Origin of the sequence: Phenylobacterium sp. (assembly GCF_030693405.1) — a bacterium.
In the GTDB taxonomy this organism is placed as follows: domain Bacteria; phylum Pseudomonadota; class Alphaproteobacteria; order Caulobacterales; family Caulobacteraceae; genus Phenylobacterium.
In genome coordinates this window covers 86,863-110,513 of record NZ_JAUYAW010000044.1, presented here as the reverse complement: position 1 = coordinate 110,513, position 23,651 = coordinate 86,863, and the positions used below count along the sequence as shown (strand labels likewise).

General features: G+C 69.0%; 18 protein-coding genes. 11 read left to right on the top strand and 7 right to left on the bottom strand.

The window, feature by feature from the left end:
* Positions 1 to 2: 2 nt before the first annotated feature.
* The 3 genes from hisC to Q8N19_RS08585 are packed head-to-tail and all read left to right on the top strand — an operon-like array spanning position 3 to position 2,382.
* Positions 3 to 1,124, top strand: coding sequence for a histidinol-phosphate transaminase (gene hisC, locus Q8N19_RS08595; protein ID WP_305589722.1), 1,122 nt, complete (start codon positions 3 to 5; stop codon positions 1,122 to 1,124).
* Complete coding sequence (locus Q8N19_RS08590; protein ID WP_305589720.1) at positions 1,124 to 2,053, top strand: prephenate/arogenate dehydrogenase family protein; 930 nt, start codon at positions 1,124 to 1,126, stop codon at positions 2,051 to 2,053. Before hisC ends, Q8N19_RS08590 begins: the two co-directional genes overlap by 1 nt.
* A complete protein-coding gene (locus tag Q8N19_RS08585) occupies positions 2,053 to 2,382 on the top strand; it encodes a multidrug efflux SMR transporter (RefSeq protein ID WP_305589719.1) in 330 nt (109 codons plus the stop codon). Before Q8N19_RS08590 ends, Q8N19_RS08585 begins: the two co-directional genes overlap by 1 nt.
* A 105-nt stretch (positions 2,383 to 2,487) precedes the next feature.
* Here Q8N19_RS08585 and Q8N19_RS08580 read toward each other — a convergent pair whose 3' ends face one another.
* Entirely contained in the window at positions 2,488 to 5,355 is a 2,868-nt protein-coding gene (locus Q8N19_RS08580; protein ID WP_371133816.1) for an ATP-dependent DNA helicase, read from the bottom strand.
* Positions 5,356 to 5,371: 16 nt separating this feature from the next.
* On the opposite strand from Q8N19_RS08580, the gene Q8N19_RS08575 reads away from it, so the two are divergent.
* Positions 5,372 to 7,849 (top strand): ligase-associated DNA damage response DEXH box helicase, encoded by a 2,478-nt coding sequence (locus Q8N19_RS08575; RefSeq protein ID WP_305589714.1) that lies wholly within the window; start codon positions 5,372 to 5,374, stop codon positions 7,847 to 7,849.
* A complete protein-coding gene (gene pdeM / locus Q8N19_RS08570) occupies positions 7,846 to 8,583 on the top strand; it encodes a ligase-associated DNA damage response endonuclease PdeM (protein WP_305589713.1) in 738 nt (245 codons plus the stop codon). The genes Q8N19_RS08575 and pdeM overlap by 4 nt, the downstream gene beginning before the upstream one ends.
* Positions 8,584 to 8,589: 6 nt before the next feature.
* On the opposite strand, the gene Q8N19_RS08565 is transcribed toward pdeM, so the two are convergent.
* The 3 genes from Q8N19_RS08565 to Q8N19_RS08555 all read right to left on the bottom strand — a co-directional run bounded on the left by Q8N19_RS08565 (position 8,590) and on the right by Q8N19_RS08555 (position 13,420).
* Entirely contained in the window at positions 8,590 to 9,372 is a 783-nt protein-coding gene (locus Q8N19_RS08565) for a TIGR02186 family protein (RefSeq protein WP_305589711.1), read from the bottom strand.
* Entirely contained in the window at positions 9,372 to 10,292 is a 921-nt protein-coding gene (locus Q8N19_RS08560) for a sulfite exporter TauE/SafE family protein (RefSeq protein WP_300577670.1), read from the bottom strand. Before Q8N19_RS08560 ends, Q8N19_RS08565 begins: the two co-directional genes overlap by 1 nt.
* A 68-nt stretch (positions 10,293 to 10,360) precedes the next feature.
* Positions 10,361 to 13,420: a peptidoglycan-binding protein gene (locus Q8N19_RS08555; protein ID WP_305589709.1), complete on the bottom strand. Its 3,060-nt coding sequence runs from the start codon at positions 13,418 to 13,420 to the stop codon at positions 10,361 to 10,363.
* Positions 13,421 to 13,632: 212 nt separating this feature from the next.
* On the opposite strand from Q8N19_RS08555, the gene Q8N19_RS08550 reads away from it, so the two are divergent.
* Positions 13,633 to 13,845, top strand: a complete 213-nt coding sequence (locus Q8N19_RS08550) for a hypothetical protein (protein WP_305589707.1) — start codon at positions 13,633 to 13,635, stop codon at positions 13,843 to 13,845.
* 45 nt (positions 13,846 to 13,890) lie between these two features.
* On the opposite strand, the gene Q8N19_RS08545 is transcribed toward Q8N19_RS08550, so the two are convergent.
* Positions 13,891 to 15,591 (bottom strand): GNAT family N-acetyltransferase, encoded by a 1,701-nt coding sequence (locus Q8N19_RS08545; protein WP_305589705.1) that lies wholly within the window; start codon positions 15,589 to 15,591, stop codon positions 13,891 to 13,893.
* 161 nt (positions 15,592 to 15,752) lie between these two features.
* Between Q8N19_RS08545 and Q8N19_RS08540 the strand changes: the two genes are divergently transcribed.
* From Q8N19_RS08540 to Q8N19_RS08520, 5 genes are all read left to right on the top strand, one after another.
* Positions 15,753 to 16,976: an acyl-CoA dehydrogenase family protein gene (locus tag Q8N19_RS08540; RefSeq protein ID WP_305589703.1), complete on the top strand. Its 1,224-nt coding sequence runs from the start codon at positions 15,753 to 15,755 to the stop codon at positions 16,974 to 16,976.
* Between the two features lie 75 nt (positions 16,977 to 17,051).
* A complete protein-coding gene (locus Q8N19_RS08535; RefSeq protein WP_305589701.1) occupies positions 17,052 to 18,260 on the top strand; it encodes an acyl-CoA dehydrogenase family protein in 1,209 nt (402 codons plus the stop codon).
* Between the two features lie 73 nt (positions 18,261 to 18,333).
* Entirely contained in the window at positions 18,334 to 19,542 is a 1,209-nt protein-coding gene (locus Q8N19_RS08530) for an acyl-CoA dehydrogenase family protein (RefSeq protein WP_305589699.1), read from the top strand.
* 31 nt (positions 19,543 to 19,573) lie between these two features.
* The gene (locus tag Q8N19_RS08525) at positions 19,574 to 20,770 is read left to right on the top strand and encodes an acyl-CoA dehydrogenase family protein (protein ID WP_305589697.1); all 1,197 of its coding nucleotides are present in this window, start codon (positions 19,574 to 19,576) and stop codon (positions 20,768 to 20,770) included.
* A gap of 34 nt (positions 20,771 to 20,804) precedes the next feature.
* Positions 20,805 to 21,941 (top strand): acyl-CoA dehydrogenase family protein, encoded by a 1,137-nt coding sequence (locus tag Q8N19_RS08520; protein ID WP_305589696.1) that lies wholly within the window; start codon positions 20,805 to 20,807, stop codon positions 21,939 to 21,941.
* Positions 21,942 to 22,007: 66 nt separating this feature from the next.
* Here the strand turns inward: Q8N19_RS08520 and Q8N19_RS08515 are convergent, their stop codons facing one another.
* A complete protein-coding gene (locus Q8N19_RS08515; RefSeq protein ID WP_305589694.1) occupies positions 22,008 to 23,270 on the bottom strand; it encodes an RNA polymerase sigma factor in 1,263 nt (420 codons plus the stop codon).
* Complete coding sequence (locus Q8N19_RS08510; protein WP_305589692.1) at positions 23,270 to 23,650, bottom strand: YciI family protein; 381 nt, start codon at positions 23,648 to 23,650, stop codon at positions 23,270 to 23,272. The genes Q8N19_RS08515 and Q8N19_RS08510 overlap by 1 nt, the downstream gene beginning before the upstream one ends.
* Position 23,651: the final 1 nt, after the last annotated feature.

Genomic DNA, 23,651 nt, shown 5'->3' with positions numbered 1-23,651 from the left:
CCATGTCCCATTCCCCCGATCGCGCCGCCGCCGACCGTCCGGTTCCCAAGCCGGGCATCCTCGATATCTCGGCCTATGTCCCCGGCAAGGCCAAGGTCGACGGGATCGAGCATCCGCTGAAGCTGTCGGCCAATGAGAACATCCTGGGCTGCAGCCCCCGGGCCAAGGCCGCCTATGCCGGCGCCATCGACCAGCTGCACATCTATCCCGACAGCCGCGCCACCCCCCTGCGCCAGGCCATCGCCGCGGAGTTCCGACTGGAGCCCGAACAGCTGATCTTCGGCTGCGGCTCGGACGAGATTTTCCACATGCTCTGCCAGGTCTATCTGGAGCCGGGCGACAATATCGTTCAGGGGGAGTTCGCCTTTGGCGCCTACGCCATCGGGGCCCGCGCCTGCCAGGCGCAGGTGCTCAGCGCGCCCGAACCCGACTACCGGGTCGATGTGGACGAGCTCCTGAAGCTGGTGAACGACCGCACCCGCCTGGTCTTCATCGCCAATCCCGGCAATCCCACCGGCACCTATGTCGGCGGCGAAGAGATCCGTCGCCTGCACGCGGCCCTGCCCAAGAGCGTGGTCCTGGTGCTGGACGGCGCCTATGCCGAATTCGTCGATGATCCCGCCTTCGAGGACGGGACGGACCTGGCCCGCACCAGCGACAATGTCATCGTCACCCGCACCTTCTCCAAGCTGCACGGCCTGGCGACCCTCCGCGTCGGCTGGGCCTATGGGCCGGCCGAGATGATCAGCGCGCTCGACCGCATCCGCCAGCCGTTCAACACCTCCATCCCAGGCCAGCTGGCCGCGGTGGAGGCCCTGGCCGACAAGGACTTCCAGAAGGCCTCCCTGGACCTGCTGGCCCAATGGCGGCCCTGGCTCGCCCAGCAGCTGGGAGGGCTTGGCCTGTCGCCGGTGCCCAGCGCCACCAACTTCGTGCTGGTGGGCTTCCCCGCCACGGGCGCGAAGAGCGCCCAGGCGGCCGAGGCCTATCTGGCCAGCCGCGGCCTGATCGTCAGGGGCGTCGGCGGCTATGGCCTGCCCCACCACCTGCGCATGACCATCGGGCTTGAGGCGCACAACCGCGCCGTGGTCGAGGCGCTCGCCGACTTCATGCAGGCCGATTGATGGCTGAGCCCGTCTTCGCCCGCCTGGCCATCATCGGCTGCGGCCTCATCGGCTCGTCCCTGGCCCGGGGCGCGCGGGCGTCCGGCGCGGCGGGCCAGATCGTCATCCATGACGCCAGCCCCTTTGCGCGGGCCCGCATCGCTGAGCTCGGCCTGGCTGATGCGGTGACGCTGAGCGCCGAAGAGGCCGTGACCGGCGCCGACCTGATCATCTTCGCCACCCCGGTGCGGGCCATCGGCGAGGCGGCGGCCGCCTGCGCCCACGCGATCTCGCCCGGCGCCATCGTCAGCGATGTAGGCTCGGTGAAGGCGGCGGTCAGCGAGGCGCTCGCCGCAGCCTTGCCGGGCAGCGTCCACATCGTGCCGGGCCACCCCATCGCCGGCACCGAGCAGTCCGGCCCCGACGCCGGCTTCGCCGAACTGTTCCACCAGCGCTGGGTGATCCTGACCCCCCAGGCCCGGGAGGACGACGCCTATCTCGACGCCGTGCAGCGCCTGGCCGACTTCTGGACCGCGCTGGGCGCCCAGGTCGAGCGTATGGACGACAAGCACCACGACCTTGTTCTGGCCGTCACCAGCCACCTGCCCCACCTGATCGCCTACAACATCGTCGGCACCGCCGCCGACATGGAGGAGGTCACCCGGGCCGAGGTGATGAAATACTCCGCCGGCGGTTTCCGCGACTTCACCCGCATTGCGGCGTCTGACCCGACCATGTGGCGCGACATCTTCCTGACCAACAAGGACGCGGTGCTAGAGGTCCTGGGCCGCTTCACTGAGGATCTGCAGGCCCTGTCACGAGCCATACGCTGGGGCGAGGGCGACAAGCTGTTTGACCTGTTCAGCCGCACCCGGGAGATCCGCCGCGGCGTCATCGAGGCCGGCCAGGAAAGCGCCGAGCCGGACTTCGGCCGAAAGCGGGGCGGCTGATGCACGGCATGGCCTGGCTCGCCATCGCCATCGTCGCCGAGGTGATCGCCACCACGGCCCTGAAGGCGTCCGACGGCTTCCGCAACACCGCGCCCTCGGTGATCACCGCCATCGGCTACGGGATCGCCTTCTGGTGCATGTCCCAGGCCATGCGCACCGTGCCGGTGGGGATCGTCTACGCCCTGTGGTCAGGCGTCGGCATCGTCCTGATCACCGCCATCGCCTGGGTCCTCTACCGCCAGCAGATCGACACCGCCGGCCTCATCGGCATCGGCCTGATCCTGGCTGGCGTGGTGGTGATCCAGGTGTTCTCCAAGGCGACGGCTTAGGGCGAAATTCCCCCTCACACCCTCCCCCCAACTCCTCATCGCCCTCGGGCTTGACCCGACCAAGACGGTTGGGGGGGTAGCGAAGGGGCGGTCCGCCCCCCTAACTCAATCCTCCGGCGCGGCCGGGCCGGGCGCGTCCACCTTCAAAAACTCAGCCGTCGCCTCAATGGCCTCCACCAGGCCCATGCGCTGGATCTCGACCCCCGGCGGCAGGCTGGAGAACAGGCGGGTGGGGGCGGCGGCGTCCAGCATGACGAAGACGCCCTTGTCGTCGGCGCGGCGGATCAGGCGGCCGAAGGCCTGGGCGATGCGGCCCCGGGCGATGGAGTCGTCATAGCCCTTGCCGCCGAAACGGACCCGGCGGGCCTTGTGCAGGATGTCCGGACGCGGCCACGGCACCCGGTCGAAGACCAGCAGGCGCAGGGATCGGCCCGGCACGTCGACGCCATCGCGGACGGCGTCAGTGCCGAGCAGACAGGCGTCCTCCTCGGCCCGGAAGATGTCCACCAGGGCGCCGACCTCCAGCGCGTCCACATGCTGGGCGTAAAGGGCCAGGCCCTTGTCGGCCAGGGGGCCGGCGATCCGCTCATGGACCGCGCGCAGGCGGCGGATGGCGGTGAACAGGCCAAGGCCGCCGCCGCCGGCCGCCAGGAACAGCTCGCGCATGGCCGCAGCCACCTGACGGGGATCCTCCTTGCCCACGTCTGTGACCACGAAGGCCCGCGCATTGGCGGCGTAGTCGAAGGGTGAGGCGAGCTTCAGCGTCTTGGGCCGGTCGGGCAGACGCGCTGCGCCGGTGCGCATCTCGGCGAGCGCAAAGGGATCATCCAGGCCCGGATCGGCCAGGGTGGCGCTGGTGACCAGCACCCCGTGGGCGGGCGCGATGACCGCATTGGTCAGGGGTTCGGTGGGATCGACCCAATGGCGGCGACAGGCGGCGTCCACCACCCGGCCATAGAGGAAGGTGGCGTCGAACCAGTCGACAAAGTCCGGATCATCCTCGGCGTCCTCGTCGATGGCCCGCAGCATGGAGCGCCAGGCCGGCAGGGTCATCCGCGCCCGGCGATCCAGCCCGCGCAACGCCCCTTCGATCCGCGCCCGCTCGCTCGGTCCCAGCGTAGCGGCCTCGGCGTCCAGCAGGTCTTCCAGGTGACGGGCCAGCGCCAGCAGGGGCGCTTCGATGCGGGCCAGCGCCGCAGCCGCCTCCCGGGCGGTGTCGCGGACCAGATCCAGAGCGGGCCGGGCGGCGCACTCCATGCCCACCTCCGATGGTGCGGCCCGGGCGCGCAGCTGCTCCAGCACCGCGACCAGAAAGGCCTCGATGGCGCCGATGGGGTTCACCTCGCCGGTGGCCGGCGCAATGCGGCCAGACCAGCCCTCGCCGGGCAGGGCGGCGGCCGCCTGCAGGGCGGCCAGCAGGGCGCGCTTGGCCTCGTCGGCGTCGCCCAGCATGTCCATCAGCCGGGCCTCAAGCCCTCGGCCCCGCCGGCCTCGGCCCTCCGGCCCCCGCAGCCAGCGGCGCAGCTCGGCGGCCTCGGCGCCGGAAATGGCGGCGGAGAAGGCGCTGTCGGCGGCCTCGAACAGGTGGTGGCCCTCGTCGAACACCAGGCGCTTCAGATGCGCGGTCTCGCTGTCGGCCCTAGAGCCCCGGGCCGCCCGCGCCCCGTCAAAGGCCGCCTGGGTCAAAACGAGCGCATGATTGGCGATCACCAGGTCAGCGCGCCGCGATCCCCGGATGGCCTTCTCCACGAAACAGGTCCGGTAGTGCTGGCAGCCGGCGTGCACGCACTCGCCGCGGCGGTCCACCAGATTGGCGGCCGAGGCCTGCATCGGCGTGGGCAGGCCAAACAGGGTCGGCAGCCAGGCCGGGAAGTCGCCGCCGGTCATGTCGCCGTCCCGGCTCGCCCTGGCCCAGCGGGCGGCCAGGGTCAGGCCCACCAGGTCGCCATTGCCCAACTGGGCGGCGTTGACCGCGTCCTGCAGGTTCAAGAGGCAGAGGTAGTTTTCCCGACCTTTTCGGACCACCGCCTTGCGGGCGCGGGTCTTCTCGTCGGGATAGATGGCGTGGCTCTCGCGCTCGATCTGCCGCTGCAGGGCGCGGGTATAGGTCGAGACCCAGACCGCCGGCCCATTGGCCTCGGCCCAGAGGGAGGCGGGCGCCAGGTAGCCCATGGTCTTGCCGATGCCCGTGCCGGCCTCGGCCAGCATCATGCGCGGCTCGCCCTCCTTCTCCCGGGGCTGGAAGGCGTAGGCGGCCTCGGATGCAAATTCCGCCTGAGACGGGCGGGCCTCATCCAGGCCGGCCCGATGCAGCAGCTCCGACAGCCGCTGGGCGGCCTCAGGGCCTGCGATGGGGCGGGAGCCAGCCTCGCCGGGCGGCGCCTGATCCTCCCACTCAGGGATCCGGCTCCAGACATCGAGGCCCGAACCGCGGAAGGCGTTGCCCACCGGCGCCGAGCGCAGGGCGCCGATCACAGCAGCCCCCCAGGCCCAGCCGGCCCGCGCCAGGGTCTCGGCCTGGGCCAGGGCCTCTTCCCGATTGGGCTGCGGCGTGCGCGCCAGCTCTTCCAGCAGCAGCAGGCAGGCCTGGCGCAGGGCGCGAGCCTGGGCCGGCGCGCCCTTGGGCTCAGGCAAGCCGAGCGTCTGGGCGAGCCCCGCGGCCGAGGGCGCGCAGAATTTGGCCGGGCGGACAAAGGCGAACAGCTCGAGCGCATCGAAGGTCCGCGGGCTCCGCTGCGGCGGATGCAGGGCCAGACGCCTTGCGGTCATGGCCGCATGGGCCACCAGGACCGGGCCGCGCTCGAACAGGTCCCGGGCGTCGGGGGCGCGTAGGACCTCCGCTCGCTCGGCGTCAGCCGCGCCGGCGCGGGGTCCCGGCAGGACCACCAGGGCAGGCGCCAGATCAAGGGCGGGGGAAAGCGCGTTCACCTCGCGACTCCTACCGGGATTTGGCGTGAAACGGAACGGGAACATGCTATGAGGCGGGTCTATGGCCGATGACGCCGCCCTCCCCGCCGACCTGCTGCCGGCCGCCTTCGCCGACTGGTTCGCCACGCGCGGCTGGGCGCCCCGGACCCATCAGCTGGAGATGGTCGCCCGCGCGAGGGATCGCCGTGACGCGCTGCTGATCGCGCCGACCGGCGGGGGCAAGACCCTGGCGGGCTTCCTGCCCAGCCTGATCGAGCTTTCGCAGCGACCGCCGGCCAATACGCCGCGGGGCATCCACACCCTCTACATCTCGCCTCTGAAGGCCCTGGCCGTGGATGTGGAGCGCAACCTGGCCACCCCGATCCGCGAGATGGGCCTCTCCATCGTGGCGGAATCCCGCACCGGCGACACCGGCGCGGCGCGGCGTCAGCGCCAGCGGGTCAAGCCGCCGGACATCCTGCTGACGACGCCGGAGCAGCTGGCCCTGTTCTGCGCCTGGGAAGGGGCGCGGGCCTATTTCGAGGACCTGTCCTGCATCATCCTCGATGAGATCCACACCCTGCATTCCACCAAGCGGGGCGACCTGCTGGCTCTGGACATCGCCCGCCTGCAGACCTTCAGCCCCAACCTGCGAAGGGTGGGCCTCTCGGCGACGGTGGACGATCCCGACGTCATCCGCCGCTGGATGGGCTTTCACGCGGGCGAGCGCGATGACGCCCCGCCGGCTGTCGATCTGGTGCTGGGTCCAGCCGGCACGCCGCCGATCGTCGAGGTCCTGCTGTCCGAAGGTCGGGTGCCGTGGGCTGGCCACACCGCCCAGCACGCCATGGCCGAGGTCTATGAGGTCATCAAGAAGGCCCGTACGGCGCTGGTCTTCGTCAACACCCGTTTCCAGGCCGAGTTCGCCTTTCAGGAGCTGTGGCGGCTGAACGAAGACGCCCTGCCCATCGCCCTGCACCACGGCTCGCTGGCCGCCGAGCAGCGCCGCAAGGTGGAGGCGGCCATGGCCCGGGGGGAGCTGCGGGCCGTCGTCTGCACCTCCACCCTCGACCTCGGCATCGATTGGGGCGACGTGGACCTGGTGATCCAGCTCGCCTCGCCCAAGGGCGCCTCGCGCATGGTGCAGCGGATCGGCCGGGCCAATCACCGGATGGACGAGGCCAGCCGCGCCCTGTTCGTGCCGGCCAACCGCTTCGAGATGCTGGAATGCCAGGCCGCCCGCGAAGCCATCGCCGAGAATCGCTTCGACGGTGATCCGCCCCGGGTGGGCGCCCTGGACATCCTGGCCCAGCACATCATGGGCTGCGCCTGTTCCGAGCCCTTCGACGCACTCGCCCTCTATGACGAGATCCGCACCTCCGGCCCCTACCGGGCGCTGGCCTGGGAGGACTTCGAGCAGGTGGTCGATTTCGTCTCCACCGGCGGCTACGCCCTGCGCGCCTATGACCGGTTCCGCCGGATTGTGAAGGGCCAGGATGGGCTGTGGCGGGCGCGCAACGCCGACACCATCCTGCGCCATCGGCTGAACGTCGGCGCCATCCTCTCGCCCGCCGTGCTCAGCGTCCGGATCGCCGGCCGCGGGGGCCGCGCCGGGCGCAAGGTGGGCGAGGTGGAAGAGGGCTATCTGGAGGCCCTGGAGCCTGGCGACACCTTCATCTTCGCCGGCCAGGTCTGGCGGCTGATGGGGGTCACGGCCCTCGATGTGCTGGTCACCCCGGCGCCGGCCAGCGATCCCAAGCTGCCCTCCTGGGGCGGCTCGAAGTTCGCCCTGTCCACCTTCCTGGCCAAACGGGTGCGCGAGTTGATGTTCGACCAGGCCCACTGGTCGGTCCTGCCGGCCGATGTGCGTGAATGGCTGGAGCTGCAGCGGGACCGCTCGCTGATCCCGGCCGAGGACGAGATGCTGGTGGAGACCTTTCCCCGTGGCAAACGCCACTTCATGGTCTGCTATCCCTTCGAAGGCCGGCTGGCCCACACCACACTCGCCATGCTCATGACCCGGCGGCTGGAGCGGATGGGCGCTGCGCCCCTGGGCTTTGTCTGCAACGACTACGCCCTGGCGGTCTGGTCGCTCAACCCTATGGACGGGGTCGATCTGGACGCCCTGTTTGACCAGGACATGCTGGGCGATGACCTCGAGGACTGGCTGGCGGAGAGCTACATGATGAAGCGGTCTTTCAAAGGCTGCGCCATCCTGGCGGGCCTGATCGAGCGGCGGTTCCCCGGCGCCGAGAAGTCCGGGCGACAGGTCACCTTCTCGGCCGACCTGGTCTATGACGTCCTGCGCCGGCACGAGCCCGATCACCTGTTGTTGCGCTGCGCCCGGGAGGATGCGGCCACCGGCCTTATCGACGTGGCCCGGGTTGGCCATATGCTGGCCCGTATCCAGGGCAAGATTCGCCACGCCGTCCTCGACCACCTCTCGCCCTTTTCGGTCCCCATGCTGCTGGAGATCGGCAAGGAACGGGTGCCGGGCGCGGCCGGCGAGATGATCCTGGCCGAAGCCGCCGAAGACCTGATCGCCGAAGCCAGTTCATGACCGCCCTCGCCCGCACGCCCGCCCCCGCCCCCTACGCCTTCGCCCAGAGTCCCTGCGGCGGGCTGGAGATGGAGATCATGGGCGCGGCCCTGCGGATGCGGGCCTCTGGCGCCCTGCTCGACCTCGCCCACCAGGCCCTGATCGTCGCCGACCTGCACTTCGAAAAGGGCTCGGCCTACGGCATGCGCGGCCAGTTCCTGCCCCCCTATGACACACGCGACACCCTCGACCGCCTGGAGGCCGAGGTGGCGGGCCTTGAGCCGCAGGTGGTGATCTTCCTGGGCGACAGCTTCCACGACGGCCGGGCCGAGGACCGCCTCTCATCCGACGACACCGCAAGGCTGGTGGCGCTGGCGCAGGGCCGCACCCTGATCTGGCTGGTGGGCAATCACGACGCCGATGGTCCCCGCCGCCTGCCCGGCCAGGTGGTCGAGACCATGACCCTGGGAGCTCTGGTCCTGCGCCATGAGCCTGAGCCCGGCGAGCAGCCCGGCGAGTTGTCGGGCCACCTGCACCCCTGCGCGCGGGTGAGTTCAGGCCGCGGTACGGTGCGAAGGCGCTGCTTCGCCACGGACGGAACGCGGATGATCCTGCCGGCCTTCGGAGCCTATGCCGGGGGACTGAACGTGAAGGACGCGGCCTTCGCCGGCCTGTTCGCCCGTCCGCCCCTGGCCGGGGCGCTGGGCCGTGACCGGGTGCATGCGGTGGGATGGCGCTCGCTGACGAGCGACTAATAGGGCTCAGCGCCGACGGAAGACCACCGAGGCCAGCCAACCCGACGTCAGGGCGATCAGGACCGAGACGATGCCGTACAGCCAAGGCTGCTCATTGGCGAACAGGAAGAGCCAGCGCTCCAGCCCCGCCTTCTCCACGGTGATGGTGCGAGCCCGACGGGACACCGGCTCGCCGTCCTGGAACAGGATGATCTCGGTCTGGTACTCGCCGATGGGGGCCGAGGTGGGAAGGTCGATCTCGGCCCGGAACAGGCCCCGGTCGACGAACCGCACGCCCTCATGGTCGGTGGCGTAGAGGCTGGCCTTCTCCTTCAGGCGGATCACCGCCCGACGCCATTCGAGATAGTCGCCGCCCAAGCGGCTGACCACCACGTCGCGAACCCCGTAGCGGGTCTCGATCCGCTCTTCCTCGGGCGCGTTCATGGGCAGATGGTCGATGCCGGCGCCGAGCCTTCGCAGAGTGGAGAAGCTGGCGATCTCGGTGAGCGGTCGCGAGGAGGCGGCCATGTAGAAACCAGGCGCGCCCTCGAACACCACAGGGCGGGAATTGACCCACAGGCCAGCCACCCGGACCTTGCGCGCGATGCGGATAGGCTGGTCTGGCCCGCGCACGATGACCACCACGTCGGACGGCCGCGTCTCCGGATCGAAGACCGCCCCATAGAGGACGATCTGGGCCCCGGAGAAGGCCGAGGTCACCCGGACATTGGCGTCGGTCAGGGCGGCGGACACCGTGGGACCGGGCTCCGGGGCGACGATGGCCGGCGGCGGCAGGGCGGGAGTGACCATCACTTGCCGCTCCCCACCAGGATGAACGGATCCTCCGGGGTGATGAACAGCACCAGCCCCATCTGCAGGCCCATGATCAGCACGATCAGACCCAGCAGGGCGCGCAGCTCTTCGGCCCGGAAGCGCGACGAGGCCCGGGCGCCGAACTGGGCGCCTAGGACGCCGCCCAGCAGCAGCAGCGTGGCCAGGACGATGTCCACCGACTGATTGCGCCCAGCCTGCAGGATGCTGGCCAGGGATGTGGTGATGATGATCTGGAACAGGCTGGTGCCGACCACCACGCCGGCGGGCATGCGCAGGATGTAGACCATGGCCGGGACCAGGATGAAGCCGCCGCCGACCCCCATGATGGCCGAAAGAATACCGACGAAAACCCCCAGAATCACGGGCGGAATGACGCTAATATAGAGCCTGGAGCGGGGAAATCTGACCTTGAACGGCAGGCCATAGAGCCAGACAGGCCGCCGGTCCCGGCGCTTGGCCGGCGGCTGGCCGCGGCGCTGGCGCAGCACCGAGCCCACCGATTCCACCAGCATCAGCCCCCCGATCAGGCCCAGAAAGATCAGGTAGGAGAGCGAGACCACCAGATCTGCCTGCCCCATCAGGCGCAGCCAGCGGAACACCTCCACCCCCAGCAGGGCGCCCACCGCGCCGCCGGCGGCCAGCACCCCGCCCATGCGGAAGTCCACCTGGCGCTTGCGACTGTAGGAGATGACGCTGGAGGCCGAGGAGGCGGCCACGTGGTTGGCCTCGCTGGCCACAGCCACCACCGGCGGAATGCCCATCCACAGGAGGATCGGCGTCATCAGGAAGCCGCCGCCAATGCCGAACAGGCCGGAGATGAACCCCACCACCGCCCCGAGCAGCACGAGAATCCCGGCGTTCACCGAGACCTCTGCTATGGGCAGGTAGATGTCCACGCCTTCAGCGCCTCACAGATCTGGGGACGCCCCGAAGGCGTCCAAGCGGTTGGTCCGCCCCTGGCCGATCAACGCGTGAAGACGGAGAGCTTGGAAACCGTCGTCTGGTCGAGGGCGCCGGTGGCGGCCAGTCCTTGATCGCGCTGATAGGCGGCGACCGCAAGGCGCAGGGCCGGAGAAGCGGTCCCGTCGGTGGGGCCCTGGTAGTATCCGAGGCGCGAGAGGGCCCGCTGGGCGGTCTGCAGAGCCTGGGGCGACACGCCCGCGGCGGCGGCGGCCACCGGCGCCGCGGCCTCCGTGGGGCGGAAGGCGCTGGCGGCCCGTTCGGCCACGGCCTGAGCGGCGGGCGTCAGGGAGTCCTTGATCCGCTCGGCGCTGGCCGCAGCGTCCTTGTCGCCGGCCCGGCCGGCGATCATGAACCACTTGTAGGCCTCGGCGGCGTTCTGGCTGACGCCGAAGCCTTCTTCGTAGAGGCGGCCGAGATTGTACTGGCTGTCCACCAGGCCGAGATCGGCCGCCCTGCGGAACCACTGAGCCGCGGTGGTGGAGTTCTTCGGCCCGCCCTGGCCTTCGAAATAGTAGAGGGCCAGATTGTGCATGGCCTTGCGGTCGCCGCCCTGGGCCGCGCGCTCGGTCCAGCGGCGGGCCTCGGTCATGTCCTTGGCCACGCCCGCGCCGCCGTTCTCATACAGCTTGGCGAGATAGAACTGGGCCGGCGCGTAGCCTAGATTGGCCACCCGGCGGACTTCGTCGACGCCGCCCGCGGCGCCTTCTTCCACCTGACGCACGGCCTCGGCGTAGAGGGCCGGGAAGTCGTCGCGCATCTGGCCTGTGGGGCCGGTGTCTTCGTCGCCCAAGGCCGGCTGCGTCGACAGGGCGACCGCCGCCCGAGGACTGACGCCATCGGCCTCAAGGCCGGCCAGTTCATCGGGGGCCGTACGTCCGGCCGACACCGCCTGAGCCACCCGGGCAGGGAGGTCGCCAGACGGATCGCCGCCGATCAGCACCATGCCGCCAGCCGCCATGCCGAGGAAGGCCGCGCCGCCAGAGATCAACAGGGCGGTCTGGAGGGTGGAACTGGCGCGCTTCTTCGGCCGGACGGAGAAGCTGCTGAACAGCGAGCCACCGGCATCCTTGGGCTCAGCGGCCGGCTTAGGCTTACCCTTGTCCTTGGCCTTGCGTCCCTTGGTCTCCACCGCAGGCGTAGCGCGGGCCGCGGCCCGGGCCTGGGCGATGACCTCGCGGGTGGACAGGGCCTGCGGGGTGGTGGCGGCGCGGTTTGCAGCCGGCGAAGGGGTGACGAACTCTGACTCGTCCTCGAAGCCGAAGTCGTCCTCGAAGTCCGCGCGGAGCTGGGGCGCCGGGGCCGCGACTTCGGGCGCGGCGCGCCGTGGCGCCGGGGGCTCCGGATCGGCGAACGGGTCGGGCTCGACCACCGGCAGGGGGGCGGCGCGACGGCTCTCGGCGGGCGGCGGCGGCGCGAAACCGTCGGCGGCTTCGAAGTCCTCGTGCGACAGGGGGGGGCGCTCGGCTTCGACAGAAAAAGCCTGGGGCGTGGGGAAACTGTCGTCGGCGTCGGGAAAGGCCTGGCGGGTCAGCGACTCAGACCGCGGCTCGCGGGCGCCGAAGCCGGCGAAGTCCTCCAGGCCGAAGGGCGAGTCGTCCCTGGCGACAGGATTCGCCGGGGCGGACGAGATGGATGGGGCGGGCGTCTCGACCTCACGAGGCACGTCGGCCAGGCGCCGGTCAATCCGCTCGCGGGCCTCTTCCAGCAGGCGTGCGGTGCGTTCCTCGCTGAGACGGATCCGCTCGGACAGTTCCTCGGCGGCCCTGTCCTGACGGCTGCTGATGCGCTCGGTGACCCGGGCCACTTGGTCGCCGACATCGTCGATCGCCTGGGCCGACCGGCGCTCGGCGGTGGCGATCTTCTCGCCCAGACGCTCGGTGATCTTGGCGATCTCGCCGCCCAGGCGCTCCAGCGCCTCGGCGTGCAGCGAGTCTGACCGCCCGAGACGCGTCTCCATGGCCGTGGCGATGCGGGCGACTTCGCCGCCCACCGTTTGAATGGCCTGGGCGCTGTGGTGTTCGGCAGTCTGGACCCTGCGGTTCAGATTCTCGGCCATGCTGAGCACCTCGCGCCCCATGGCCTCGATCGCCTGGGCCGAACGCTGCTCGGCGGCGCGGACATGGTTGGTCATCTCGCCGAGCCGGCGTTCCATGCGGTCGAAGCGGCCGTCGGCCGCGGCATGGAGCTTCTGGGTCATCTCCACACGGGCGGCCTCGACCCGCTCGGTGAGCCGCGCAGCCATCTCCTCGAGCCGACGGTCGATGCCCGGCGCCTCGCCCGTTTCCACCGACTGCATCCGGCCGTCCAGATGGGCGAAGGACTCCCGAAGGCTCTCCAGCGCCTCGGCGGTGCGGGTCTCGGCCTCGCTCAGCCGCTGCGAGACGCGGCCGACGACTTCCTCGATCAGCCCCGGCGACTCAGATCCGCCCTGGGCCTCGACGCGATCCACCCGGGCCTCGATGGCGCCCAGCGCCTCGCGGGTGCGGGTCTCGCCGTCATAGAGATGGTTGGCGACCTTGGCGACGGCGCCCTCCAGGGCGCGCAGGGCCTCGGCCGAGCGGGGGCCGGCGGCCTCAGCCTCCATACGGCGCAGCCGTTCGGCGATCCGCGCCTGCTCGCTGGACACCCCTTCGACGGCGCCTTCGAAGCGGGCGGCCACGGCGATGTGCTCGCGTTCCGCCGCCTCGATCCGCGCCAGGGCGGCGCGCACGGAATGCTCGACACCGGACACGGCGAGACCCGTGCGGCTCTCCGAAACTTCCAGACGTTCGCTCAGCCGGTCCAGCGCCAGGGCGATGCGGCCCATTTCGTCGGCCGGATGTTCGGCGGCTTCGACGCGCGGCGGCGCGTCTTCCGTGCGGCGGGCGCTTTCGAAATACAGGGGGGTGGGGCGACGTGCGATATCAGCCTCGGAGACGGCGTCCTCCGGGCCCTCATCGTCCAGGATCATTCGATTGAGCCACTCGCCCAAGGTCATGCCCGAGCGCCGGGCCAGGTCCTTCGCGACCTCCCGAGCCTTCGGGTCAATGCCCTTGACGCTCCATGGCGTCGCCACGCTCATTCGAATCGATCTCCTACCCGCCGATTCGACGCTAGCCACCGAACCTTGGGGTGTAAACGCAAGGTTAACGCTAGATATAGCGTTTGCCGCGATGAGCTGTGGATGACGGGCCGCACGCGGAAACCCTTAGCCTGCAACAGGGGGCGAGAGGGTTAACGAAGGGTAAACGGCGCTGTTTGCGCCCAGCCCGCCGCTGCGCTACGGCGTCGCAGATGGACCTCACCGTGACCCTGGCCCTCGGCGCCGCCCTGCTGGCCCTGACCCTCTTTTGCGGCTGGATGGGCGCGCGGCCACCGGATTTCCGAAGGGGGCCGCGGCTGGTGCCCTACCGGTTCATCATGCTGATGGGGGCCGCCGGCCTGATCGTGGTGCTGGTCCACCTGGTCAATCTGATGGGGGTCTCCACCGGCCCCACGCGCTTCTAGGGCGCGTTCCGATAAGTGGTAACCGGTTGTCGGATCAAAACGCACTCAAGTCTTTGAGTGTAGAGCCTCAGCCGCCTCGACGGTTCCGCCCTCAGGACGGGACTCAGCCTTGCGCGGTCGCTTGGCCAGCGCGGCCATGCCGCCGGAGGACAAAAGGCCCACATCAGCCAGCAGCAGAGGAATGGCCCACTTGTGCGGCGCCGCCAGGTAGCGGGGCTGCCACAGGGGGTCGTACTTGTCCTTGTACCGGCGCACGCCCTGGAAATTATAGATCTCCTCGCCGCGCTCATAGAGGAGGCGGCCGACCCTGGACATGATCGGGGCGAAGGGACGGTCTTCCAGGCCGGCCAGCGGGGCCATGCCGAACTCGAAGGCCTGATAGCCCTGGGCCTTGCCCCAGGCGATCAGCTCGACGAACAGGTAGTCCATGATGTTCTTCGGCGCGGCGTCCGAATAGCGCATCAGATCCATGGAGAAAGCGGTGCGCCCACTGGTGGTCCAGAGGGTGGCGAAGGCCACGATCCTCCCGTCCTGGCGCACCAGGGCGATGGGGAACTCCGCCACATAGGCCGGGGTGAAGGCGCCCATGGTGAACCGCTTTTCGCCGCCGGCGTGATGGTCCAGCCACTCGTCGGAAATCTGCTGCAGCTCCTCCAGCACGGCGGGAACCGCCGCAGGGCTGAGCACCTCGAAGGTGGCGCCCTCCTCCCCGGCCTTGCGCCAGGCCCGGCGCAGATTGCCGCGCTTGCGGCCCTCCACCGAGAAGGTCTCGAGCGGCACGACGGCGGACTCACCGATCTTCTGCAGGGAGAAGCCGAGCTCCACCACCTCGGGCAGATCGTCGGCGCCCAGGGCGTAGATTCCGGGTCGCGCGGCGTGGGCGTCGGCCATCTCCCGAAAGCGCCAGAACAGCTCAAGACGCTCATCACGACGGCCCACCGGCGCCCCGAGGGCGATCCAGGAGCGGCCGCGAACGCCGAACATCAGGAAGGACTCGCCGCTCTGGGAAAAGAGAAACCGCTTATCCCCCAGGAGGGCCAGATTGGAGGCGGGCTCGGCCGCCTGGGCCGAGGCGAGGATCGCGCGGACCTGCTGGAAGTCCTGGTCATGGGGTGTGACCACCCGCGGGGTCGCGGCCGAGGCGAACAACCGCCAGATGCCGAAGGCCAGCAGGCCGAGCGCCGCGCCGACCCAGGCGCGGATGGCGCGGGCGGCGTCGTCCTCGACCATCACGCTGATCCAGCTGCGATGCCCATAGTCCGCGTTCTGGAAGGACCACAGGCCCAGCAGCCCCGCCCCCAGCACCAGGGCGGCGGCCGAGACCAGCCAGCCCGGCGTGATCTCCATCCGCGACAGGCGGGCCTCCCGGGTGAAGGCGTCGCGGAAGGGGGCCAGCAGCAGCAGGAGTGCGCCGAGCCAGGCGGTCTCCTCCCAGACGATGCCCTTGAGCAGGGTCAGCGGCAAGGACACGGCCAGGGCGACCATGGTGGCGATCCAGGCTGCGTCCAGGCGGGCGCGCAGGCCAAAGGCGAGGAAGATGAGGATCAGGCCCAGGACGCTGGACAGGAAGTGGGACAGCTCGATCAGGATGACCGGCGCCAGCTCGGCCAGCAGCAGGAACCGGTTGGGCACCGACGGCGTCGCCGCCGAGACGACCAGCATGACCCCGGCGGCCAGGGTGAGGATGGCGCCCGTCAGCGGGGCCGCGGCCAGGCCGGCGGGCCGCAGTTCGCGCAAGAGCCTCATGAAGCGGAGCGTCCTGATGAAGAGTCGGCCCGTATATAGACTGGATTCGTTAAGGACGGCGCCGATGAGGCTTCAAACACGTGTTCGCAAGGCGGCTTGCCCTGCGTCCGCTCAGCGCTAATGTGGCGCGCAAAATCCGGTTCCATGATTGGGAGACAGCTATGGCCGACTTCGGCAGCGCAGACCTCGACACCTTCCGGGCCGACGTCCGCACCTGGCTGGAGGCCAACTATCCGGCTGAGCTGCGCGATCCGAAGGCCAAGGTCGACCCCGAGGCCATGTGGGGCGGTCAGGCCTTCCTCGACTCCGACGACCTGCAGATCGCCTGGATGCGCAAGATGGGCGCTAAGGGCTGGACCGCGCCGACCTGGCCGACCCAGTATGGCGGCGGCGGCTTGAGCCCCGCCCAGGCCCGCATCCTTGACCAGGAGCTGGCCGCCGGCCGCTACCGCACGCCGCTGGCCTCGTTCGGGGTCTGGATGCTGGGTCCGGTCCTGCTGGAATACGCCAACGAAGAGCAGAAGCAGGAACACCTGCCCAAGATCATCAAGGGCGAGACCCGCTGGTGCCAGGGCTATTCCGAGCCGGGCGCCGGCTCTGACCTGGCTTCCCTGCAGACCCGCTGCGAGGACAAGGGGGACCACTGGCTGATCAACGGCCAGAAAGTCTGGACCTCCTACGCAGACAAGGCCGACTGGTGCTTCTGCCTGGTGCGGACCGACACCTCAAAGAAGCACGAGGGCGTCTCCTTCGTGCTGATCGACATGCGCACGCCGGGCGTGGAAACCCGCCCGATCCAGCTGATCAGCGGTGAGAGCCCCTTCTGCGAGACCTTCTTCACCGACGTGAAGATCCCCAAGGGCAATCTGGTGGGCAAGGTCAATGGCGGCTGGGAGATCGCCAAGCGTCTGCTGCAATATGAACGCCAGAACATTTCCGGCGGCTTCGGCGGCGGCGGCGGGGCCGGCGGCACGGCGGGCGACCTGTCTGAGGTGGCCAAGAGCTATTTCGGCCTCGACGCTAGCGGCGCCCTGGCCGACACCGATCTGCGCAGCCGGATCACCCAGAACAAGATGAACATGCAGTGCCTGGGCCTGACCATCAGCCGCACGGCGGCCGAGGCCAAGGCCAGCAACGGCCCCAGCGCCGCGGTCTCCATCATCAAGTACGCCGCAGCCAGCTTCGCCCAGGACCGGTCGGAGCTTATGATTGAAGCCATGGGCCACCAGGGCCTGGGCTGGGACGGCGAGACCTACAAGCCCGGCGAGCTTCTGGCGACCCGGGGCTGGCTGCGTTCGAAGGGCAATTCCATCGAGGGCGGCACCAGCGAAGTGAACCTGAACGTCATCTCCAAGCGTGTTCTGGGGCTGCCCGACCCGAAATAGGCGGTTGCGCAGGGCCGCCGGTCGCATTTTCGGCCGGCGGACACTCCGGACGATTTTTTGCAAAGGCGGATTTCCATGGCTGATTTTGGCGGCGATCTCGACACCTTCCGCGGCGAGGCCAAGGCCTGGCTGAGCGCGAACTTCCCCGCGGCCCTCAAGGGCGATACCGCCGCCCAGACCGCCGCGGCGGCCGGCGGCAAGGAAAGCCCCGAGGCGCGCCAGTGGCGCGAGGCCATGGGCGCCAAGGGGTGGGGCGTCCCCACCTGGCCGGCGGAATACGGCGGCGGCGGTCTGTCGCGCCAGGAGGCCCGGGTGCTGGCCGAGGAGATGGCCGCCATCGGCGCCCGCAACCCGATCGGCGGCATGGGCGTGATGATGTTCGGCCCGACCCTGCTGGAATACGGCGCCGAGGCGCTGAAGAAGCAGCATATGCCGGGCATCGTCACCGGCTCAGTCCGCTGGTGCCAGGGCTATTCCGAGCCGGGCTCCGGCTCTGACCTGGCCTCGCTGCAGACCCGCGCCGAGGACAAGGGCGACCACTATCTGGTCAACGGCCAGAAGATCTGGACCTCCGGCGCCAACCTCGCCGACTGGTGCTTCTGCCTGGTGCGCACCGATACCAGCAAGAAGCATGAGGGCATCTCCTTCCTCCTGATCGACATGAAGAGCCCCGGCGTCGAGGTGCGGCCGATCCTGCTGATCAACGGCGGCTCGCCCTTCTGCGAGACCTTCTTCACCGATGTGAAGGTGCCCAAGGACCAGCTGTTTGGCCCGCTGAACGGCGGCTGGACGGTGGCCAAGCGGCTGTTGCAGTTCGAGCGCGACAATATTTCGGCCGGCCTGGGCGGCGGCAATATCGGCGCGCCGGCCGCGGTGATGAGCGTTGAGGATGCGGCCAAGAAGTATGTCGGCCTCGATGAGACCGGCCGGATCGCCGACCAGGACCTGCGCCGCCGGATCATCGAGCATCGGATGGAGGCCCGCGCTTTCCAGCTCACCGTCCGCCGCGCCGCCGACGAGGCCAAGTCGAACGCCGGACCCAGCGCCGCCACCTCGATCATGAAATACGCCGGGGCCAAGATCGCTCAGGACCGCAATGAACTGATGATCGAGGCGTTCGGCCATCAGGGTCTGGGCTGGGCCGGCGAGGCCTATGACGAAAGTGAACTGAATCTGGTTCGCGCCTGGCTCCGGTCCAAGGGCAACTCCATCGAGGGCGGAACCTCGGAAATCAATCTGAACGTGGTCTCCAAGCGGGTGCTCGGCCTGCCGGACCCGAAGTAAGCGCACGACTCCCCGAGCCACGAACTTCATGCTATAATGAATGATAACATAATGAATTTAAGGGAGAATATTCATGGCTGACTTTGGCGGCGCTGATCTGGACGCGTTCCGGACCCAGGCGCGTGAATGGCTTAACGCCAATTTCCCCAAGTCCCTGGCCCATGATACCGAAGCCCAGACCCGGGCCATGGCCGGCGGCGTCGAACTGACCGGCGACATGGCGCTCTGGCGCGACCGGATGGGCGAAAAGGGCTGGGGCGTTCCCACCTGGCCGGCCCAGTATGGCGGCGGCGGGCTCTCGCCCCAGGAAGCCCGGGTCCTGAACCAGGAAATGGCCGCCCTGGGCGCCTGGAACCCCATCGGCGGCATGGGCGTGGGCATGTTCGGGCCCACCCTGCTGGAATACGGCACCGAGGATCAGAAGAAGAAGTACATTCCCGACATCGCCACGGCCAAGGTGCGCTGGTGCCAGGGCTTCTCCGAACCGGGCGCAGGCTCCGACCTCGCCGCCCTGCAGACCAAGGCCGAGGACAAGGGCGATCACTGGCTGGTCAACGGTCAGAAGATCTGGACCTCCGGCGGCCAGTGGGCGGACATGATCTTCTGCCTGGTGCGCACCGATCAGACCAAGAAGCATGAGGGCATCTCCTTCGTGGTCTTCTCCATGCATCAGCCCGGCGTCGAGGTTCGCCCGATCCGCCTGATCGCCGGCTCCTCGCCCTTCTGCGAAACCTTCTTCACTGATGTGAAGGTGCCCAAGGAAAACCTGATCGGCCCGCTGAACGGCGGCTGGACGGTGGCCAAGCGCCTGCTGCAGCATGAACGCAGCGGCATGGGCGGCCGGGCCGGTGAAGGCGGCAAGCGCGAAGCCCTCGGCGTCATCGCCAAGAAGTATGTGGGCGAGGACGAGCACGGCCGGCTGGCCGATCTCGACCTGCGCACCCGCATCGTCATGAACGACATGGACCTCAAGGCTCTGCAGCAGACCGTCAAGCGCGCGGCTCTGGAGGCCAAGGGGAATTCCGGTCCTTCGGCCACGACCTCGATCATGAAGAACGCCAATATGAAGGTGGCGCAGGATCGGGCCGAGCTGACCCTGGAGTTCATGGGGCATCAGGGTCTGGGCTGGGAGGGCGCAGACTTCACCGAGGAAGAGCTGGCCGCTGTCCGCGGCTGGCTGGCCGGCAAGGCGGGCTCGATTTACGGCGGGTCCAATGAGGTGCAGAACAACATCATTTCCAAGCGCATCCTCGGCCTGCCGGACGCTGCGCCGTCGAAATGATTACAACGACTGATTTTCAAGGAGAATTTTAATGGCTGATTTTGGCGGCTCTGATCTGGACGCCTTCCGCACGGAAGCCCGCGACTGGATCGAAGCCAACTTCCCCAAGTCCCTGAAGGGCAAGGGGAGCATGATGATGCGCGAAGAGCGGTCTGAACCGACCCCGGACATGGACGCCTGGCGCAAGGCCATGGGCGAAAAGGGCTGGGGCGTTCCCACCTGGCCGGCCCAGTATGGCGGCGGCGGTCTGACCCCGGCGCATGCGCGCATCATCCAGCAGGAGCTGGGCCGCGTGGGGGCCTACAACCCCATCGGCGGCATGGGCGTGATGATGTTCGGCCCCACCCTGCTGGAATTCGGCACCGAGGCCCAGAAGCAGCAGCACATTCCGCCCATCGTGAAGGGCGAACTGCAATGGTGCCAGGGCTTCTCCGAGCCGGGCGCCGGTTCTGACCTGGCCTCGCTGCAGACCCGCGCCGAAGACAAGGGCGATCATTACATCGTCAACGGCCAGAAGATCTGGACCTCGGGCGCCCAGTGGGCCCAGTGGTGCTTCTGCCTGGTGCGCACCGACACCACCAAGAAGCACGAGGGCATTTCCTTCGTGCTGTTCCCGATGGATGTCCCCGGCGTCGAAGTCCGCCCGATCCCGCTGATCGCCGGCAACTCGCCCTTCTGCGAGACCTTCCTGACCGACGTCCGCGTCGAAAAGGACCAGGTGGTCGGCCCAGTCAACGGCGGCTGGACGGTGGCCAAGCGCCTCCTGCAGCATGAGCGTTCGGGCCTGTCGGGCGCCGGCGGCGGCGGCGGCCTGGGTGGTCGTTCGCTGGTGAAGCTGGCCAAGGACTATGTGGGCGCCGACGAGTCGGGCCGCCTGTCGGACTCCGACCTGCGCACCCGCGTGATCATGAACGAGATCGACGGTCGCGCTTTCCAGCTGACCGCCATGCGCGCCATGGTCGAATCCAAGGCCAATTCCGGGCCTTCGGCGGCCACCTCGATCATGAAGAATGCGGGCACCCGCTGGATGCAGGATCGCGCTGAACTGACCATCGAGCTCATGGGCCATCAGGGTCTGGGCTGGGAAGGCGACGACTTCACCGCCGAAGAACTGGGCGCTGTGCGCTCCTGGCTGGGCGGTAAGGCGACGACCATCTATGGCGGTTCGCAGGAGGTGCAGAACAACATCATCTCCAAGCGCATCCTCGGCCTGCCCGACCCGAAATAAGCACTCACACGAATTTTATAGGGATTACAATAAGATGGCCGTTCTCAACGAAGAACAATCAATGCTTCGCGACGCCGCGAAGAGCTGGGTGCAGGAAAAGTCCCCCGTCACCGCCTTCCGCAAGATGCGCGACAGCGGGGTCGAGCTTGGCTACGACGCCGACGCCTGGAACGAAATGGCCGAGATGGGCTGGGCCGGGGTCATCATCCCCGAGGAATACGGCGGCTCGGACTTCGGCTACCTCTCCATGGGCCTGATCCTGGAGGAAACCGGCCGCACCCTGACCGCGTCTCCGCTGCTGGCCTCCGGCCTGGCTGCGGCCTCGGCCCTGGTGCTGGGCGGCTCCGACGCCCAGAAGTCCGAATGGCTGCCGAAGATCGCCGGCGGTGAAGTCGTCGGCGCCCTGGCGATCGACGAAGGTGCGCATCACGCCCCTGAAAAGGTCGCCCTGAAGGCTGAAAAGTCCGGTTCGGGCTACAAGCTGTCGGGCTCCAAGTCCTTCGTGCTGGAAGGCATGGCCGCTGGCCTGCTGATCGTCTCGGCCCGCACCTCGGGCAAGCCGGGCGACACCGACGGGATCACCCTGTTCCTGGTCGCCGGCGACGCCAAGGGCGTGAGCCGCAAGCGTCTGCACCTGGCCGACAGCCGCGGCGCCGCCAACATCACCTTCGACGGCGTCGAAGTGGGCGCTGACGCGGTGCTGGGCGAAGTCGACAAGGGCTACGCCCTGCTGGAGAAGACCCTCGACCGCGCCCGCGCCGGCCTCTGCGCCGAAATGCTCGGCTCGGCCGTCCAGGCCTTCGAAGTGACCCTGGACTACCTCAAGGTCCGGGTGCAGTTCGGTCAGGTCATCGGCTCCTTCCAGGCCCTGCAGCACCGCGCGGCCAAGATGTTCACCGATCTCGAACTGGCCCGTTCGGCCGTCGAAGCCGCCCTCCAGGCGATCGACGCCGACACCCCGGACGTTCCGGAACTGGTCAGCCTGGCCAAGGCCAAGATGGGCGACGTCTTCCACCTCGTGTCCAACGAGATGGTTCAGATGCATGGCGGCATCGGCATGACCGACGCCCACGACGCGGGCTTCTACATGAAGCGCGCCCGTGCGGCCGAGGCGGCCTTCGGAAACCAAGCCTATCATCGCGACCGCTACGCCCGTATCCAAGGCTACTGAGACGCCGCCCGGCTCCGGTCGGGATCGTCGAACCACATGGACCCCCGGCCGCGAGGCCGGGGGTTTTCATTTGGGGGAAGCCTGCGCCGCCTCGGCCTGAAGCCGGTCGATATGCTGGCGGATATGGGCGGCTTCCGCCGGGGTCCGAGCCAGGGCGATGGCACGGTCAAAGGCTTCCCTCGCCTCGCCCGAACGACCCTCTTCCAGCAACATGGCCCCGCGCACGCCGTGGAAGTGAAAATAGGCCGACAGCCGCTCGCCCAGGGGCTCGATCAGGGCCAGGGCGGCCTGCGCCCCCTCGGTCTTGGACACGGCCACGGCGCGGTTCAGCGTCACCACCGGCGAGGGCATGTGGTGTTCCAGGGCCTGGTAGAGACCGGCGATCTGCGGCCAGTCGGTATCCGTCGACCGGGGTGATCTGGCATGGAGGGCGGCGATGGCCGCCTGGATCTGATAGGCGCCGGGCTGCCGATGGCGAACGGCCTTGTCGATCAGGGCCAGCCCCTCGGCGATCATCCGCCCGTTCCAGCGGCTGCGGTCCTGATCCTCCATCAGGATGATGGCGCCGTGGGCGTCGAAACGGGCCTGAGCCCGGGCGTGCTGCAACAGCATCAGGGCGGTCAGTCCCATGACCTCCGGCTCGGCGGGAAACAACCGCAGCAGCAGGCGGCCAAGGCGGATGGCCTCATCGCAGAGACCGCTGCGCAGGGGCGCCTCGCCGCCGCTGGCGGAATAGCCCTCATTGAACAGCAGGTAGACCATGGCCATCACCGCGGCCAGGCGCTCGGCCCGCTCCACAGCGCCTGGGGTCTCGAAGGGCGTGCCGGCCTTGGCCACCCTGGCCTTGGCCCTGGTGATCCGCTGCTCCATGGCGCTCTCGCCCACCAGGAAGGCCCGGGCGATCTCAGCAACACTCAGCCCACAGACGATTCGCAGGGCCAGGGCGATCTGCTGGGTGGCCGGCAGGTCGGGATGGCAGCAGATGAACAGCAGGCGAAGCACATCGTCACGATAGTCGGCGCCGTCCAGCCGCTCGGCGAGATCAGCTTCGGCATCCTCCAGATCGGAGATCAGCACCTCCTGGGGGAGCGGCGCCTCCCGCGCCTTGCGCCGTACAGAGTCCAGCGCCGCATTGCGCCCGACAAAAATCAGCCAGGCGGTCGGATCCCGGGGCGGACCCTTGTCAGGCCAGTTCCGCAAGGCCCGCAGGCTCGCCTCCTGAAAGGCCTCCTCGGCGACGTCCAGATCCCGGAAATAGCGCAGCAGGGCGGCCATGGCCTGGGGTCGCGCAGCGGCGAGCGCCCCGTCGATCCAGGCCAGGTCGCTCATCAGCGCGCATCCTGCGGCAGGTTGCTGGGGTAGAAGACCCCGATGGGCCGCAGCTCATAGGCGCCGCCGGGATTGGCGCGGCCAAGCTCCTGCGCCACGGCGAGGGCCTGGTCGAGGTCGTCGCAGTCGACGATGTAGAAGCCGAGCAGCTGCTCCTTGGTCTCCGCGAACGGACCATCCAGCACCAGCGGCGGATCGCTGTCCTTGCGAAGGGTCGTCGCCGCCGAGGTTGGCAGCAGGCGGGCCACAGGGCCCAGCCGCCCCTCGGTGGCCAGCCTCTGATGGACGACTTCCAGCTTTTCCATCACCGCGTCGTCCTCGTCCTTGGACCAGCCGCCGACGATGGCTTCGGAGTGATAGCAGAGGATGGCGTAGAGCATG

What these genes read in the sequence shown, in the direction of transcription:
- Q8N19_RS08575 (WP_305589714.1), top strand. Translation starts at nt 5,372, where the DNA reads ATGGCCGATGACGCCGCCCTCCCCGCCGACCTGCTGCCGGCCGCCTTC.
- Q8N19_RS08525 (WP_305589697.1), top strand. Translation starts at nt 19,574, where the DNA reads ATGGCTGATTTTGGCGGCTCTGATCTGGACGCCTTCCGCACGGAAGCC.
- Q8N19_RS08535 (WP_305589701.1), top strand. Translation starts at nt 17,052, where the DNA reads ATGGCTGATTTTGGCGGCGATCTCGACACCTTCCGCGGCGAGGCCAAG.
- Q8N19_RS08510 (WP_305589692.1), bottom strand. Translation starts at nt 23,650, where the DNA reads ATGCTCTACGCCATCCTCTGCTATCACTCCGAAGCCATCGTCGGCGGC.
- Q8N19_RS08590 (WP_305589720.1), top strand. Translation starts at nt 1,124, where the DNA reads ATGGCTGAGCCCGTCTTCGCCCGCCTGGCCATCATCGGCTGCGGCCTC.
- Q8N19_RS08555 (WP_305589709.1), bottom strand. Translation starts at nt 13,420, where the DNA reads ATGAGCGTGGCGACGCCATGGAGCGTCAAGGGCATTGACCCGAAGGCT.
- Q8N19_RS08580 (WP_371133816.1), bottom strand. Translation starts at nt 5,355, where the DNA reads ATGTTCCCGTTCCGTTTCACGCCAAATCCCGGTAGGAGTCGCGAGGTG.
- Q8N19_RS08545 (WP_305589705.1), bottom strand. Translation starts at nt 15,591, where the DNA reads ATGAGGCTCTTGCGCGAACTGCGGCCCGCCGGCCTGGCCGCGGCCCCG.
- Q8N19_RS08550 (WP_305589707.1), top strand. Translation starts at nt 13,633, where the DNA reads ATGGACCTCACCGTGACCCTGGCCCTCGGCGCCGCCCTGCTGGCCCTG.
- hisC (WP_305589722.1), top strand. Translation starts at nt 3, where the DNA reads ATGTCCCATTCCCCCGATCGCGCCGCCGCCGACCGTCCGGTTCCCAAG.
- Q8N19_RS08520 (WP_305589696.1), top strand. Translation starts at nt 20,805, where the DNA reads ATGGCCGTTCTCAACGAAGAACAATCAATGCTTCGCGACGCCGCGAAG.
- Q8N19_RS08515 (WP_305589694.1), bottom strand. Translation starts at nt 23,270, where the DNA reads ATGAGCGACCTGGCCTGGATCGACGGGGCGCTCGCCGCTGCGCGACCC.
- Q8N19_RS08565 (WP_305589711.1), bottom strand. Translation starts at nt 9,372, where the DNA reads ATGGTCACTCCCGCCCTGCCGCCGCCGGCCATCGTCGCCCCGGAGCCC.
- Q8N19_RS08585 (WP_305589719.1), top strand. Translation starts at nt 2,053, where the DNA reads ATGCACGGCATGGCCTGGCTCGCCATCGCCATCGTCGCCGAGGTGATC.
- Q8N19_RS08530 (WP_305589699.1), top strand. Translation starts at nt 18,334, where the DNA reads ATGGCTGACTTTGGCGGCGCTGATCTGGACGCGTTCCGGACCCAGGCG.
- Q8N19_RS08540 (WP_305589703.1), top strand. Translation starts at nt 15,753, where the DNA reads ATGGCCGACTTCGGCAGCGCAGACCTCGACACCTTCCGGGCCGACGTC.
- pdeM (WP_305589713.1), top strand. Translation starts at nt 7,846, where the DNA reads ATGACCGCCCTCGCCCGCACGCCCGCCCCCGCCCCCTACGCCTTCGCC.